General features: G+C 37.9%; 5 protein-coding genes and 7 pseudogenes. 6 read left to right on the top strand and 6 right to left on the bottom strand.

Annotated elements, in window-relative coordinates:
* Positions 1-55: 55 nt before the first annotated feature.
* Both mnmE and NXX38_RS14020 read left to right on the top strand, forming a co-directional pair.
* Positions 56-1,453, top strand: a complete 1,398-nt coding sequence (gene mnmE / locus NXX38_RS14025; protein ID WP_258979823.1) for a tRNA uridine-5-carboxymethylaminomethyl(34) synthesis GTPase MnmE — start codon at positions 56-58, stop codon at positions 1,451-1,453.
* 54 nt (positions 1,454-1,507) lie between these two features.
* Positions 1,508-2,351, top strand: a pseudogene (locus tag NXX38_RS14020) (TrmH family RNA methyltransferase).
* A gap of 14 nt (positions 2,352-2,365) precedes the next feature.
* Here NXX38_RS14020 and NXX38_RS14015 read toward each other — a convergent pair.
* Entirely contained in the window at positions 2,366-2,842 is a 477-nt protein-coding gene (locus NXX38_RS14015; protein WP_004302014.1) for a low molecular weight phosphatase family protein, read from the bottom strand.
* A 15-nt stretch (positions 2,843-2,857) separates the two neighbouring features.
* Entirely contained in the window at positions 2,858-3,898 is a 1,041-nt protein-coding gene (locus NXX38_RS14010; protein WP_409012882.1) for an alcohol dehydrogenase, read from the bottom strand.
* Positions 3,899-4,147: 249 nt separating this feature from the next.
* Here NXX38_RS14010 and NXX38_RS14005 point away from each other — a divergent pair, with 249 nt between their 5' ends.
* The 3 genes and pseudogenes from NXX38_RS14005 to NXX38_RS13995 all read left to right on the top strand — a co-directional run.
* On the top strand, positions 4,148-6,925 hold the full coding sequence (locus NXX38_RS14005; protein WP_258979818.1) for an AAA domain-containing protein: 2,778 nt from the start codon (positions 4,148-4,150) through the stop codon (positions 6,923-6,925).
* Positions 6,926-7,059: 134 nt separating this feature from the next.
* A pseudogene (locus tag NXX38_RS14000) lies at positions 7,060-7,669 on the top strand (master DNA invertase Mpi family serine-type recombinase).
* A pseudogene (locus NXX38_RS13995) lies at positions 7,669-8,606 on the top strand (TaqI-like C-terminal specificity domain-containing protein); the annotation flags it as partial. The pseudogenes NXX38_RS14000 and NXX38_RS13995, both read left to right, overlap by 1 nt.
* 38 nt (positions 8,607-8,644) lie before the next feature.
* Here NXX38_RS13995 and NXX38_RS13990 read toward each other — a convergent pair.
* A pseudogene (locus tag NXX38_RS13990) lies at positions 8,645-12,371 on the bottom strand (Eco57I restriction-modification methylase domain-containing protein).
* Between the two features lie 345 nt (positions 12,372-12,716).
* Between NXX38_RS13990 and NXX38_RS13985 the strand changes: the two are divergent.
* A complete protein-coding gene (locus tag NXX38_RS13985; protein WP_258979817.1) occupies positions 12,717-13,151 on the top strand; it encodes a DUF6078 family protein in 435 nt (144 codons plus the stop codon).
* 100 nt (positions 13,152-13,251) lie between these two features.
* Here the strand turns inward: NXX38_RS13985 and NXX38_RS13980 are convergent.
* From NXX38_RS13980 to NXX38_RS13970, 3 pseudogenes are all read right to left on the bottom strand, one after another.
* Positions 13,252-15,341: pseudogene (locus NXX38_RS13980) on the bottom strand (BT4734/BF3469 family protein).
* A 604-nt stretch (positions 15,342-15,945) separates the two neighbouring features.
* Positions 15,946-16,834, bottom strand: a pseudogene (locus NXX38_RS13975) (HEPN domain-containing protein).
* A 129-nt stretch (positions 16,835-16,963) separates the two neighbouring features.
* A pseudogene (locus tag NXX38_RS13970) lies at positions 16,964-17,410 on the bottom strand (SWIM zinc finger domain-containing protein); the annotation flags it as partial.
* Between the last annotated feature and the right edge of the window lie 7 nt (positions 17,411-17,417).

The following is a 17,417-nucleotide window of genomic DNA, read 5'->3' as shown; positions in this document are numbered from 1 at the left end:
TTTTCTGTTTTTTACTTAGAAACAATTATCTTTGCTCATCCAAAACGAAAAAACAATGATTCAAGATACTATCTGCGCCATCGCTACCGCTCAAGGCGGTGCTATCGGAAGCATCCGTGTTTCCGGTCCGGAAGCTATTTCCATCACCGGCAGCATCTTCAAGCCAGCCAAAGCAGGCAAATTATTGAGCGGACAAAAACCATATACTTTGACATTCGGGCGTATTTATGACGGAGACGAAATGATTGATGAAGTACTCGTCAGCCTTTTCCGTGCTCCTCATTCGTATACGGGAGAAGACAGCACGGAAATCACGTGTCATGGTTCTACTTATATTCTTCAACAGGTGATGCAGTTGCTTATTAAGAACGGTTGCCGCATGGCCCAGCCGGGAGAATATACGCAACGTGCTTTCCTCAATGGAAAGATGGATTTAAGTCAGGCAGAAGCCGTGGCGGACTTGATTGCTTCTTCATCTGCTGCCACTCACCGATTGGCAATGAGCCAGATGCGGGGTGGATTCAGTAAAGAGCTGACAGATCTACGCAACAAGTTGTTGAATTTCACCTCCATGATCGAATTGGAGTTGGATTTCAGTGAAGAGGATGTGGAATTTGCCGATCGTTCGGCATTAAGGAAATTGGCCGATGAAATTGAACAGGTCATTTCACGGTTGGCTCATTCATTTAGTGTCGGCAATGCCATTAAGAATGGTGTTCCTGTAGCTATCATCGGTGAAACAAATGCCGGAAAATCGACTTTACTGAATGTATTATTGAATGAGGATAAAGCCATTGTCAGTGATATCCACGGGACAACACGTGATGTAATCGAAGATACTGTCAATATCGGAGGAATCACTTTCCGGTTCATTGATACCGCCGGAATCCGGGAAACCAATGACACGATTGAAAGTTTGGGTATTGAACGTACTTTTCAGAAGTTGGATCAGGCGGAGATTGTCCTTTGGATGGTAGATGCTGTGAATGCCGCCTCTCAAATTGAACAGTTATCAAAGAAGATAATTCCACGTTGCGAAGGAAAACATTTGATTGTTGTATTCAATAAGGCTGATTTGATTGAAGGCAAACAGAAAGAGGATTTATTATCTTTATTAAAAGACTTCCCCAAAGAATCTACAGAATCAATTTTCATCTCGGCCAAACAACGGGAGAATACAAGTGAGCTACAAAAAATGCTTATTGATGCAGCACACTTGCCTACAGTGACACAGAATGATATTATTGTAACAAATGTAAGACATTACGAAGCTTTAAATAAAGCTTTGGAAGCTATCCATAGAGTACAAAACGGACTTGATTCGCAGATTTCCGGGGATTTTCTTTCGCAAGATATACGTGAATGCATTTTCTTTATTTCGGACATAGCGGGTGAAGTTACGAATGACATGGTACTTCAAAATATCTTTCAACATTTTTGCATCGGTAAGTAAGAGAAGTGCATGCTATCATCGCTGCAATAAAATAGATCATTTCAAGAAGTCACTATGCCTATTATAGAAATATCATCCTTAACAGACTCCGGAGTAGAAATATTCAGTACCCTCACCGAAGCTCAATTACGCAATCGTATCGAGCCTGATAAGGGATTGTTTATTGCAGAAAGTCCCAAAGTTATCCATGTAGCTCTGAATGCTGGTTATGAGCCTTTAGCCCTCTTGTGTGAACAGAAACATATCACTGGTGATGCCGCTGGCATTATTGAACGTTGTGGTGATATACCAGTCTATACTGGTGAAAGAAAGTTACTTGCCACATTGACCGGATATACACTGACGCGCGGTGTCCTCTGTGCCATGCGTCGTCGGGCACTACCAAGTGTAGAAGAAGTATGCCGGAAAGCCCGGCGGATCGTAGTCATTGAGGGTGTGGTGGACACTACTAATATCGGAGCCATCTTCCGTTCCGCAGCCGCCTTGGGAATAGATGCTATATTATTGACGCGTAATTCCTGCGATCCGTTGAACCGACGTGCAGTCAGGGTTTCGATGGGTTCTGTCTTCCTGATACCATGGACTTGGTTGGACGGTTCTCCCAATGAGTTGCGCAAACTGGGTTTTCGTACAGTCGCTATGGCACTCACGGAGAAATCAATCTCCATCGATAATCCTATCTTAGCAACCGAACCCAAGTTAGCCATCGTAATGGGAACAGAGGGAGACGGTCTTCAAAACGAAACAATTAATGGAAGCGGACTATGTAGTCCGCATTCCTATGGCAAACGGTGTCGACTCTCTCAATGTAGCCGCCGCATCCGCTATTGCTTTCTGGCAACTTCGCGTTCAAAATGACACAGATCTGCCACCATCACCGGATGATGTACATACATGATTTTACTTATATTCCTACTCACACCTACAATACGTATTTGCGCCACAGGAACAGCGAGGCAATAATTTTTCCATCAATTCACTTCGAAAGAACTCATACAGTTCTTTATGCATGATGTCATATAGTGCTCTAACCCGTTCTTCCTGCTCATCTTCTACATGAATTCCTCCCTGAAAGGGATCTGTAAAGTTGAAAGAAACGTATTTTCTCACTACACCCTGCATTTCCTTTTGCACTTCCTCCGCTTCCGGACAAAGGGTAATGACATAATCCCATGTCTGTTGAGCATATGTCGCAACATCACAGGGCTTTCTACGCGAAAAGTCATATCCATTTTGTTCCATCACTTGGCAAACAACGTCAGGGACAGAATTTCCAGCCAAAATACCGGCAGTACTAATCTTCATCCCTCTACCGAAGGAGTTCAAAATTTCCTGTGCCATACGACTGCGGCACATATCATTATTACTTACTATCAGTATATTCTTCATACACAAATTCTATTTTTACTTACTTCCTGATATAGCTACTTTAATAACCCCATCCAACTTGTTCTCGAAAATACGGTAAGCTTCCTCAATCTCATTCAACGAAAACCGGTGCGTAATAAGAGGAGTAGTATCAATTTTACCTTCCTCAATCAGCGCAAGGATTTCGGCACAGTCGCAGCCATCCACTCCCCCTGTTTTGAAAATCAAATTCTTGCCATACATATCAGGTAAAGGAAGAAGCTGTGGTTTATCATAGAGAGCTACAATCGTGACAATAGCATTAGGACGGGCGCAATCCCAAGCCAAATAAAAAGAATCGTCACTCCCTGCTACTTCCAAAACAACATCTGCACCACCATGGTCACTGTTCTTGAAAACAAAATCCTTGCAGTTTTCCGGTTCAGTCACCAACACATCAGGATAATGCTCGCGGACAAACCGAATTCTTTCAGGAGACTTCTCACAGATAATAATGCGTTTTGGCTTCTTCAGCATCACACACAACAAAGTACAAATCCCGGTAGGTCCAGCACCGATGATAAGAACAGTATCTTTCTCGGTAATTTCCGAGATGCGTGCTGCCCAAAAACCTGTTGCAAGCACATCACCGACAAACAAAGCTTGTTCATCACTCACTGTATCCGGAATACGGTTCAAACCCTGATCCGCATAAGGAACTCTGACATATTCCGCCTGACCGCCATCAATTCGACAACCTAAAGCCCAACCGCCATTAGGGTCAGTACAGTTATTCACATATCCATGCTTACAGAAAAAACACTCACCGCAGAAAGTTTCGACATTCACAGTCACCCTGTCACCAGGCTTCACCGAAGTGACATCAGCCCCCACTTGTTCTACCACACCTACCATCTCATGCCCGACAGTTATTCCGGGCACAGCACGCGGCACACTGCCATGTTTAATATGAAGATCACTGGTGCAGATGCTACCAAGTGTTACACGTACGATTGCATCCCGTGAATCCTTTATTTCCGGTCTCGCCTTCTCCTGCAATTCAAACTTTCCGTGTTCAATATATGTATATGCAAGCATAATATCCTCCTCGTTCATTAATATATACCTTGCAAAGATAATGATTTCATTGGCAAAACAAATCTCTTTTATCACGTTCAATACCCCCAAACCAAATCTCACTCTATATTTATAACAATACAAAACTGAATAAAGTCATTCACTGTTTTTTCTACTTTGGTTTTGATATTCTGGAAAATATTCTTACTTTTATATCCAAAATAATAAATAAGAACAGCAGCACGACTTATTATATTTACACACAAGCCTATGATAGATACCTCCGAAAATCTGATTATTATAAAAGGTCAAATCAAGACTCCTGAAATAGAAAGCTGCCAGAATCATAATGGCAACTATAAAGTAATATTCCGGAATATTCCCAGTGCGTATACTTACAAAGAAGAAAATGTCCTTTGGCTGACTGATCCGGACAAACCGGCCCCCAATAATTATCAAATAATCAGTAAAGGGAGAACTTTATCAAACATTAAAGCCTTATCTATTTTTAAAGCCGGATCACGCTACTATTGGCACATTCGTTTTCAGAATGGCAAAGAGTATGATTACAGAGAAAAGGACTTAGAAATTATCGAATCATGCTTGGGAGAGAGTCGTTCGAAAAGCATATTCGAATATTTGAAGAAAGTTGCCGATGCGAATGAATTGAAAGCTGATGACGGAACGAAGCTATTAGCAAAACAATATGAAAAGATTCATTTCATCGCAAACAACAGAGCTATTGCTGTATATCTGAATCCTCAAAAATATAAAATGCAGACCCAGACTGCCTCAACCTTGATTTTTCCTTTCGGTTGTAATGCAAGCCAACAAAAAGCAGTCCAGGCAGCTTTTGAGAATCAAATCAGTGTTGTGCAAGGACCTCCGGGAACCGGAAAGACACAAACGATTCTGAACATCATTGCCAATATCCTTGTGCGTGGTAAGACTGTTCAGGTAGTATCTAATAATAACTCCGCCATCGTCAATGTACTTGAGAAGTTATCCAAATACGATATGGGTTTCATTGTTGCATTGCTTGGCAGCACAGCTAACAAAGAGAAATTCATCGAGACTCAAGAAGAGGAAAAACAATATCCGGAGAACTTTGAGTCATGGCATGATGCGGATGCCGACCAACCTCAATTTCTCAATCAGATACATCATCAGACAGAAGAACTCAAAAGCATATTTTCCAAACAGGAACGCCTTGCCATGGCAAGACAGGAAATACAAGCTTTAAAAATAGAGTGGCAACATTATCTGCAAGAGTTCGGAACAAAAGAAATTACTCTCAAACAACGAAAGAGTTCCAGTTCGGCAGACCTTCTGAATTTATGGAATGAATGTCAGCAATTTGCAGAAAAAGAACAATCATCAAGTCTTCGGGGAATAGCAGCTTTTATTCAACGGTTGAAATGGTTATTCTTTAAATTCAGGAGCAAAGCGATTTGTAAAATCCCCGATAAAGGTTTCTATAAACGGGAGATGAGTTTGATTATCGCCGACTTCCAAATCTTATTCTACCAAACAAAGTACGCAGAACTAGAAGTTGAAATAGACACATTAGAAAAGGAACTTGCCAACAAAGATGCAGCAGAAATGGCTAGACAAATGGCTGATACATCAATGAAATATCTAAAGAATCAGTTATTTCACACCTATGGCAATAATCATGACAAACCCATCTTTACGCTCCCTGATCTAAGAAATAATTGGCGAGAGGTACAAAAAGAATACCCTATTATCTTAAGTACAACCTTTTCATCATTAAGCAGTCTACAGCGAGATGCTGTATATGATTATATCATTATGGACGAAGCGTCGCAGGTTTCCGTTGAGACCGGAGCTTTAGCCTTGTCATGTGCTAAAAATGCAATCATTGTCGGCGACACCATGCAACTTCCCAATGTAGTCACGGAAGAAGATAAGGAAAAGCTAAACTTTATCGCTAATGCCTGCCTGATTAAGCCGGAATATGATTGTGCCAATATGAGTTTTTTGCAATCCATCTGCAAAGTTATTCCAAATGTACCGCAGACCTTGCTACGGGAACATTATCGATGTCATCCTCGAATCATCAACTTCTGCAATCAGAAATTTTATGGTGGAGATCTTGTCATCATGACACGTGATAAAGGAGAAGAGGATGTCATTTGTGCCGTACGGACAGCCAAAGGTAACCACTCCCGCAGTCACATGAATCAACGGGAAATAGATGTTATCAAAGAAGAAGTACTACCGAATCTATCTTATGAAACAGATGAAATTGGCGTCATAGCTCCATATAACAAACAAGTAGATGCAGTAAAATCCGCACTTGAAGAGGATATTGATGTCGCAACAGTCCATAAATTTCAGGGAAGAGAAAAGGATGCTATCATTATGACTACTGTCGACGATGTCATCACTTCCTTTTCCGACGATCCCAACCTGCTCAATGTTGCTGTTTCGCGGGCTAAGTCACAATTCTACTTAGTAGTATCGGGAAACGAACAACCCAAAGACTGCAATATCAGCGACTTGATTGCTTATATCGAATATAACAATGGCACTGTTTCCACTAGTAAGATTCATTCTATATTCGATTATCTATATGAGCAATATACAGATGCTCGAATTGCCTATTTGAAAAAACACAAGAAAATATCCGAATACGATTCCGAGAATCTTACATTTGCATTACTCGAAGATATCCTGAAAGAAAATATCAATATGCGTCATTTGAATATCATTTGCCATTTACCACTCTATATGTTGATTCAGGATTATTCTCTATTGAATGAAGAGGAAAGCAAATATGCTGCAAATATAAACACTCATATTGATTTTCTGATTTATAATCGTGTGAGCAAACAACCGGTATTGGCTATTGAGACGGATGGTTATACATTCCACAAATCAGGGACAAGTCAGTCTGAACGTGATATTAAAAAGGATCGTATTTTAGAGTTGTACGGAATTCCGTTGGTGAGATTGTCTACTATAGGTAGTAATGAGAAGAAAATTATCGGAGATAAGTTAAGTGAGGTATATTACAAGGCATAAAAATTAGTAGCAAAACATACCTAAATAAAATTTCTCAAGAGAACTACTTTTAATAAAAAACAAAAGTAATATCCTTTTTATCTTGTTCATAAAAAGATTAATGTATCTTATTCATTCATTCAAAATTTATACATATGATATACGGATACATTAGAGTAAGTAGCGATAAGCAAACGGTAGAAAACCAACGTTTTGAAATCAACAAATTCTGTGAACATGAAAAAATGGAGATCGATGGCTGGATAGAAGAAACCATCAGTGGTACTAAAGCATATAGTAAAAGAGAATTAGGCAAACTTCTCAAACAAGTGGAAAAGGATGATCTTATTATATGTGCAGAACTGTCACGTCTTGGCAGGAATCTTTTTTATGATTATGGAAATACTCAACATTTGTATGACCAAAGAGTGTAAAGTATGGACTATAAAAGATAATTATCGCTTAGGTGAGGATATACAAAGTAAAGTATTAGCATTTGCATTCGGACTATCTGCCGAAATTGAACGTAATCTTATTAGCCAGCGAACAAAAGAGGCATTATCAAGGAAAAAAGCAGAAGGTATTATACTTGGGCGTCCTAAAGGAAAGAAAAGTGCACCTGATAAATATAAATTACATAATAAAAGAAATCTAATACAAGAATTATTAAAAGCAAACATATCACAACGTAAGATTGCCCAAATTTGCAATGTCGATAGAAATACCCTCGCACGGTACATCAAAACTTTCATAGCTGAAAATTAATGAGCGATTTTATACAGCAATGGCACATTGAATGTGCATTTAGAAGTTCCGATAGTTGGGTTATATTATCTCCCATTGAACAGAGCATTAAAAGAAAGATTGAAGCAGTAGGTACACCACTTAAGAATTGGAATATAAATATCAATTATGGAATTAAGACTGGCTATAACGATGCGTTTATTATAAATACAGAGAAGAGAGAGGAAATATTGCGTAATTGTCGAACGGAAGATGAGCGCCAAAGAACGGCTGAACTTATACGACCGATTCTTCGCGGCCGAGATATTAAGAGATACGGATACAATTGGGCAGGACTGTGGATTATTGCTACATTTCCGTCACGTCATTACAATATTGAAGATTTTCCAGCTGTGAAGAGTTATTTTCTTTCTGTTGGAATAGAACGTTTGGAACAAACTGGTGAAGTTCATACAGTCAATGGTGAAAAGATAAAAGCTAGAAAAAGACCTGTAACAAATGGTTTGAGACCCAAGATAGCATTAGCTATTGGGAGGATTTTTATAAGCCAAAAATTGTGTGGAAAATTATTGGAAATCAGATGGCTTTTGCCTATGATAAAAATCAATTTATTATGAATAACGCATGTTATATAATGACAGGAGAGCATTTGGATTATCTTTTATCTATTTTAAATTCTCAAGCCATATTATGGTATAGCTATGTTACTAATATGAATAAAACAGGAGTTGGAGATGTACAAGTTGGCGGACAAAACATTATAACATTTCCAATCCCAGCTTATAGTGATAACAAGAATATTCTTGCTAAAATGGCTGATTGCGTAACGAATCAAAAAATATCACTTAAATCAGTTGATTACCAAATAGAAAATACAATTTCTGAAATATTTGGATTTACAACCGATGAAAGAAATTTTCTAAATACATTTGCTAATTCTTTGCGAAAAAAGGGATGATTTACGTTCTGTGTTATTTGTTCGAGAAAGGTAAAGCTTTAACTTCTACCTTTCTCAATATATCGAATTTCATCATCTGTTAATTCATAAAGATTGTATACTAGTTTGTCTATACTGCTTTCGTCCTTTGAATTTACACAAGCTTCAAGATATTCTATTGTCTTGCAATCAATATTGTTAGGTACTGGAAGATTTTCAACAAACATTGGTTTATACTCAAAGTAACCACCATTACGCGTTACTCCTAATTGCCTGATATAATAATCTGCAACTTTACTGTTTAATATAGCTAAGAGGTATTTACTCGCTGGCACTATCATAGGACATGGAGCATTAACAAATATTCCGTCCCCAGCAATAGAGTAAGCTGCTGACAAATTTAAGTTTCCCCACACAATTTTTGGCTTATAAAAATCCTCCATATAAGCGCAGTTTCTTAAATTGTAAGGTGTGTCTCCTTTGTCTGCGCGCTTTGAAATCTTATCCCAATGTTGGTCTAAGTAGGCTTTTACAGCCGAATATTCATTTATGTTAATACGAGGTTTTACACCTTTTATACCATTGTGGGTATTGATTAACCAAAGGTTATCCCAATTGTATCCGTATCTCTTAATATCTCGGCCGCGAAGAATCGGTCGTATAAGTTCAGCTGTTCTTTGACGTTCTTCCTCCGACTGACAGTTGGCAAGAATTTCGTTACGCTTCTCTGTGGAAATAATGAATGCTTCATTATAACCAGTAAGCACACCTCGATAGATATTTATATCCCAATCTTTCAACGGAGTTCCGATAGCTTCGATTTTCCGCTTGATACTTTGCTCGATAGGCGAGAGTATCACCCATGAATCAGAGGAGGAAAACTCGCATTCCACGCCCTGTTGCTGTATAAAATCGCTCAATTTACTTAAGCCATTTGTATCTGAAAATATACAAGCTAAAGTAGAATATTTGTTAGCTTCTTTATTTGTCAGGAGAATATTTGCTTCCACTGTAGCTGCATCAAAAATTTTAACTCCAGCAAAATCAACTAATAAAGTTGGATTTGTTTTAGTCGCAAAATAATTACGAAGATTTTCACCATACCCAGCTCTCATCCACTTGTTCGAAGTAATATAGCACAAACAGCCATTTTCTTTCAACACGTTCATTCCTTGTTCATAAAATAAACAATAAATATCTCCGGTACGAGCATAGGTCTCATATTCCATTCGTTCCAATATATCAGCATCATGCTCTATAGATTGCAATTGAATATATGGTGGATTTCCAATTATACAATCAAAACCAATAAAATTTCCCTCATCATCTAAAACTTCAGGAAATTCAAGACGCCATTCAAATGCACCTAAGTATATTTTATTAGAACAAATTTCCTGAAAATAGTCTTCTAATACTTTGATTCCTCTATGTAGAAATTCAATCCGTTTTTGCCTTTCCTTTTGTTCTTTCTTTGTAAATTCAAACAATTGGGGGAGTCAACAAATCATTCAACTCTGCCCGGTATCTATTTAACTTGACACGTTTAGGTTCTTTTTGACCTATTTCTGTTTTTAGCTTTGATTTTATTTCAGAAATCAAAATCTCTAACTCTTTCTTTTCTTCTTTATCTTGAGCATTCTTATACTTAGCAACACCATTTTTATATTGCTTAATAGTTATACCCGTTTCTCTCAATACTGATTTTATACTATCTTCCAAGTTAAACCGATATACAAGCGAATTACCACACTTTATATTTATATCAATATTTGGCAAAGTTTCCAGATATTGATAATTGCTACTTTGAGTATAATATGCATTCTTCAACAATTCAATCCACAAGCGTAAACGGCATATTTTTACTGAATTAGGGTTTATATCCACTCCAAACAAACAATTTTCTATAATCAACTTTTTTTCTCGAAACAATGTTTCTTGCATACGCCTACTTTCTTCATTGCAAGGATTATAGGTAAATAGATTATTCTCGGAATCAGTTACGATTAATTCATCGTTTTCAATGGCAAATGTATAATCTTGCTTTCTTATGCGCTTTCCATTGACATCTACTAATATTCCCAACTCATACTTCAGATATATCAATTCATTTAATGCAGAAACAAGAAAATGTCCAGACCCAACAGCTGGATCACAGATTCTAATACTATTAATCAAATCATTGGCCTTAGATATATCATCTATCTTATTATACAAATCTATTACTGAAGTACAATTCCAACCATAAAAACCATTAAATTTTTGCAGCACCGTTTTTGTGATTGCTTCACGGCACATGTACATAGTTATAATCCCCGGAGTAAAAACAGAACCATCTTTATGTCCATTAATTTTCTCAAAGATCAGTCCTAACACAGAGGCATTTATTAGGGTCTTTGCTTCTTCCTGAACTTCCTCACTACCTTCACTTGCAAAATTATAGGAATCTAAAAAGGCAAACAAATATCCCAAAGTAGGCAAACTATCAACTTTCAAATTACCTTTCTTGTTTTTCAAAACGCTACTCGGCAACAATGGTAGTTCTTCACGTTGTGACAAACTATTTATTTTAATTGTATCACTTTCAAGCTCTGTAACTTCAAAAAGAGAACTATTCAAATATGGTACATATTCAAAGTTCTTTAGAATCGATGGAGTTCTATGTTCAAAATTCCGAGCTAAAACCTGAAAAAATAAAGTATTCAAATCATCGAAATCCCGTATTTTCTTTATCGTAAGAAACTTATAACACAGTTTTCCATTATGATATTTCAACATTTGAGCTTCTAAAAGCTTCAAGAATAAAATTCTATTAATCCATGTAATACATAATTCCATCGCCACATTAAATAGTCGTTCTTCACGAGTACTTCCATATAAAGCTATATTTTTAATTTTATACAGACAGTCTTCCGCATCAATTTGATTTATTGTATTCTCTAACAATGATGCTTCACTTCTCTTCTCGATAGATTTACGCACTATCACAGTTTTGTTACCCTCCTTCTTTTCTTCAATTCCTATGATATGTAACAATTCAGAGTAAAAACCTCTATTCAAAGAATTGCTATCGGTTTGAAATGAGAGTTTTAGAAGATGAGTGTCACTGAAAATCTTATAAAGTTCTATCAACTTCTTGGGAGCGTTATTACCATCTTCTCTCAAATATTTATGATAATCATAAATATTTAAATAAGTATATTCTAAATTCCCCTGCACCTCTTCAATAAAAGGAGAAGCTATTTCAGTATAAAAGAAGTCAGTCTTATTACTCGTTTTCCTACCATCTTGAAAGTCCTGAAACTCTCTACGTAACTTTTTGTTTTGATAGAATTTTTGTTCAAACTCTTGTGCATCAAAGATAAAATACTCACATATATTAGTAGCTATCAAATATTTTATATCTGTATTCTTCTTCGTTACCCTTTCCTTTAAATAATAAAGCAAGAGCTCTTGAAGAGCTTTCTTATTCAGATTATCTACAGAAATCATTTCACTCTTATTTGTCGTACTCTTAACTTCTATCAATAACCCAATATTAGATTTTGCGGTTTTATCTAGTCTAACAGCCAAATCTATATCTTCTTCTGGAGCCATATAATAAGGCTTATAGAATGTTTCACTAAGAAAATTTCTTAAATGTTCTTTTTGGGTTTCCTCTCGTTGTCCATCTGAAACATTGTCTAACAATATTTGCAATGCACTTTTAAAATGTTCGAAATCAGTAGTTTCTACTGCAATTTGTCTATATGCCTTATTCAAGACTTGAGTTGGTTTTAATTGTCCCATAATCATTCTTTTGATTAATCTGCTTACAAAAATAACTTAATTTACTGACAAATAGAAATTAAATATACCATTTGTAAAGTTCAAGATATGAATTCCAATTCATACCTCCATTTTATTAATATAAATACCTACTCTTCTTCTTTATAACAGTCTTGTTTTAACAGCTTCCCTACTCGTACTTTAGTATAACAATTAACCAACCTTACTCACTAAAACTATATACTCTATTTCCACAAATAATATTATCCCAACGCTTCCCATTCCCAAAATAAAGTCCTACTTTTGTGAAGAATTCTGTTTGCTATATCTACAACAGTATTTCACAAATATAATAAGTCCAACAAGATGAAAGAAGAACCCGACAGCCTGTCTGTCCCTTACAATTTTGCCCGTTGCTTCAACGATCAATGTCCACAAGCCTCAAAATGCCTGCGCCACATAGTTACACAACTTGATACAACTGACAACCTTTATATCTCCATCATTAATCCGGCACGTTATCCTGCAGATGGGAATCAGTGCGAATGTTTTAAAACTACTGTAAAAGTCCATGTGGCATGGGGACTTAAACAGTTGCTTAACAGAATTCCTTATGAGGATGCAGTCAGTATCAGAATACAACTAGTAGGACACTATGGGAAAACAGGATATTATAGATTCTATCGCGGAGAACGGGGGATTATGCCTAAAGACCAAGCCTATATAAAACAACTGTTCCGTAATAAAGGAATAAAAGAAGAACCAACTTACCAACGCTACACAGAAGAATATATTTGGTAAGTTGCTGTCATCTGTCACAGATTAGGGGTTAATAGTTTAGTAATTAACCGATAAGCCTGTGACAGCAAAAGGTGACGGCAGGGTGATGGCATTTTTGCCGTCACCGATTTACTAGTCTTACAACATGATAGAGTGTACCGCTACGCGTATGTTTGGAAGGGATTTCTTGCTTTTTCAGTATTCTCCCGAAGGAATTAACCCTCTTGACAGACATCGGAATTGAACTGCCTTTTTGAATATCCTCCATAATCTCGGCAGGAGATAGCCACTCCCCTTCCTCAGACTGTGCAGCACGGAAATAACGGAAGAAAAGTTGTTCTTCCGGCGGAACTAGTTCAAATTCACGGTTGTTTTCCACCATAATCTTTTCTTCCTCCTGGTCGAACCAGTAACGTTCGCCATGTTCCAGTTCGTACATGGCTTGTGCGTAAAGCTGCTCATAGTCTATCGGACGGTTGGTGTCAATGACTCCGGTCACTTCGATGCAAATAAAACGACGACTGCCGGAAGGGTCGGTCAACAGGTCTTTCTGGTTGCTTGTGGCTATGAATGAGGCATAACGGCGCATTTCGAGCACGGCACTGCCATGAGGTTTCTTCACATTCAGTACAGGTTTTTGCAGAATATGTTTCAGGAAACCTTGTTGTGTCGAACTTACCTGATCGAATTCATCAATATTAATGAGTGCAAAGCGATTGAGGTAAAGCTCGGCATCTTTCTTTCGGGAGAAATCAATACTGTCGGTGTAGTAGGAACGTTCGGAAGGGGGCATTATGCTCCGGCAAAAGTAGATTTACGTGTTCCTTGCGGCCCGACAAGTAAGGGAGAAACACTGTTTGCATACTTTTTATTGCTCCCTTTCCAATGAGAAACCATATTGAGAAACCAACGGTGGAACAAATCCATCCAATACGGATTCTTACAAGGGACGGTGGCTGCCAATGCACGGATACGATCTTTGCCATCCCATACCGGAAGCCGGTAGAGAAAATCTTCCAACGGGTTGAATACAGGCACACGGTTGGAGTAGATATAACGACTGATGTCCCTGTCCCACAATGGGATGCCTTCCATTTGCGCATCTAAGGCAATGCTGTTCAACGCACGTTTGTCAAGAGGATTGAAGCGGAAACGAAAAGAAAGTCTTTCACGATATTCTACCTCGCCAATTTGAGTGTTATGGCGAAATTCATAGCGACGTTTCATGAATTCTTCTGTCTGCAAGGCGAGTTGCTGCTCTTTAGTCAGGCTGATATTCTTACCAAAGCCTTTGCACTCGGTATATATATTGCCAATCATTTGCCGGATAAGCTCTTCCTGTTTATACATATAGAAGTGGAAAATGGTACGTTTCACAACTTCTTCTTGCGGAAGTCCCGAAGCAAAACAGTTTTTAGCCAGTTGGACAACTAAAGGATGCCATGTGTCTTCGCACAATTCGAGCCCCGCTTCCCTAAGATCGGCATAAGCTTTCCGAAAAGCGGCTTCGAAAAGCATCAGAAATGCATTTTCCGCATCATATCCCGGTACGGCACGGGTCAATGGAGATTTCTCCGCCTGAACCGCTTCACGGAAAGTGGTTTCTTCGGGCATTAATGATGGTTGAGAGAGATAAAATTGGACTGAATCCGGACGATATATGATGTCCGGATCGTGGGATAAGCGTGAATATTGTTCCAAAGTCGGTTCTTTGGGAAGTATATCGAATGGAATCTGGGGCTGATAACATTTCACAGCCAATCGATAAGCATGGGCGTGGAATAATTCCGCTTCTTCCCGTGTATTGGGAAGCGAGTTGTCCGGTCGGGTAAAGGTAGTCCATATTTTCACTGTTTTGCCACTTGAACCCATAAAAACACAACGGGTTTGCGGTTGCTCGCAGGCTTTTTGTTTCACTAAAGCGATTTCCGACTTATTGGATAAGGGACCGATGGTCAGTTCTACAATACCGTTGTAGTTTTTCATCTGTTTCTGACCGTTTACTCTTCGGAATTCGGCAGCAGGAATTATTTGGGGAAGTTTATTGGCAAACATACACCGTTCATCGGGAAGGGTATATCGCAAATGCTCTCTGAATGTAGAAACAGGACGGGATTTTATTTCTGTCTTTATCTTATTTACCAGTATATCAAGATCCATTACGCTAAGCGCTATCGTATCTTCGTTCTTACGAAATTGAGTAATTTTCATTAATTTGATAATAAATTGTTTTGTCAGCGCCTTTGTGATCGTTGAGACTGCTAAATTACTCATATTATTCGGGACCGACAAGAAAAACAAGATTTTAATATAGAAAATTATTGATATATCAAGTGCCTATTTAGCCGAAAGAAACGGGATCGTTATCACCCAATTACGGTTCAAGTTAGTTTTCTCTACTTGAAACTAAAGTTTCAGCTAGGAGAAACTCTAGTTTCATCGGTAAGAAACCAATGGTTTCAAGTAATTGGAACTAGAGTTTCAAGCCTATGAAACTAAAGTTTCAAACCGCAGAACCAACAGTTTCACGCCTTGAAACTGTTAGTTTAAAGGCAGGGCACAACTCATAAGTACGGGGATAATAAATTGAACGACTTATCTTTCTATGACTGATACTATCAATTTCCAAACAGTATCTTTGATTTTTTTTTTTTTTTTGGGGGTGACAGCATTATTACTATCACACTGCTGTCACCATGTGCTGTCACAGCATTAAGTACTTATACTCTGCAAGTTAGATTATAATCTGTGACAGATGACAGATATATTTTGTTTTTCATTTCATAGGGGGGCTGTGTAATTTCACAGGGGACAATTATTCCGTCATCGTATCATATTCCACAATCTTCTCTTTACATAAGCGTTCAGTAATATCTTTCAGAATATCTATGCGGGCAATAAGATATTCCAGTTGTTCTTGCGAGATACTGAAATCTTTGTTATAACGAGCTTCAATGTAAGAACGGCATAATAAATCAAAACATTCTTTCTCTTCATCCGTATTTTGAGGAAAGACTGTGGTTAATTCCATAGAAAAACGCTTTACCATCCCACCAAGTTCTTTGATTTTATGACTCTTCGGGCGATAGTTCGTAAAGACCATCAGGATACAATTATAAAGCTTCTCACATGTCTGATGGAAGCAGAAATGCTGAAATTTTATTTTGTTTCTTAGGCAAATAAAATTCATTCACCCCTTCCAAAAGCCCACAAGCATATGGATATAATTCATCAAATTCTTTTTGCGCAATATCCCGAATCTCCCTAAAGCTCAACTTACGTGGTTTAGCCAATTCACATTTACCACTATCGTAAAGCATGATACCCTCCTTTACTATATCCGTAAAGAAATACTGGCTGATTTCCAAATTACGGTTTACTGTATTAATATGTTCTACAACAAATTGTGGAAAAGCATGACGACGGTCCGCAAACAAGTCATGATATTTATTCGTAATACGGTGTAATTTCTCCTCCACTTGCTTAGCCGGTCCGGTTATGACCACAAGAATATCATAATCACTCTGATAGGAAGTATGCACACCGAATTCTATATTACTATCCCATAAAACATAGTTTCCCCTTGCATAACTTCCGAACAGGATAACCATCTGACAATTCCCGATGCTTTTACACACTAAATCCAGCAAGACTGTCAATTCTTCCTGTGTACGTTTGGGTAAACGTTTTATAGACTTTTTCATAATCAAGCTTATTTGATAACCTTACAAAGGTACGAACTTTGCTATCTCCAAACAACAGAGATACAGAAAAACTTATAATTAAGTTGATGTACACAAGTCTTTAGTACCGGAGACCATTCCTTAACTATTAAAATAATTCAAAAGCGCTATTTTAAATTCCGGATTCATTGAGGCATACTCACTGATAAATTTAGAAAGTTCCTGCGGATTAATGAATGACAGCAATTGTTTGATGTCCACATCGGGTTGTACAACCTCTTCTTCCTTTGTAACTATTCTCATTTTTGAAAATGCACTACGTCTCACTCGTTTATTATTATCACGAATTGCCAGAAGTGCTGCCACGACATGCTTGCAGATTTCTCCATCATACGGACAATCACAGTACCAGGATTCTACTTCCTTTCCGTTCATAGATATTTCTACATTATAATCATCCGTTCCCTCTACGATTGCAGTCCATTCACCGGGTGAGGTTTCTTCCAGCTCGGAAACGACATCTGTATCATAATACTCTTCCCCGCGCATCAATATCTTATAGGGGACAAAGTTCTCAAAATTATCCAGTGTAATCATATGACTA

Source organism: Bacteroides sp. BFG-637 (genome assembly GCF_024793605.1).
Taxonomy (GTDB): Bacteria; Bacteroidota; Bacteroidia; order Bacteroidales; family Bacteroidaceae; genus Bacteroides; species Bacteroides vicugnae.
Note: the sequence above shows the minus strand (reverse complement) of the source record. Positions and strands in the feature narration are given on the sequence as shown.

Coding starts and splice junctions, on each gene's coding strand:
- NXX38_RS13985 (WP_258979817.1), top strand. CDS start 12,717: ATGAAAGAAGAACCCGACAGCCTGTCTGTCCCTTACAATTTTGCCCGT.
- NXX38_RS14005 (WP_258979818.1), top strand. CDS start 4,148: ATGATAGATACCTCCGAAAATCTGATTATTATAAAAGGTCAAATCAAG.
- NXX38_RS14015 (WP_004302014.1), bottom strand. CDS start 2,842: ATGAAGAATATACTGATAGTAAGTAATAATGATATGTGCCGCAGTCGT.
- mnmE (WP_258979823.1), top strand. CDS start 56: ATGATTCAAGATACTATCTGCGCCATCGCTACCGCTCAAGGCGGTGCT.
- NXX38_RS14010 (WP_409012882.1), bottom strand. CDS start 3,898: ATGCTTGCATATACATATATTGAACACGGAAAGTTTGAATTGCAGGAG.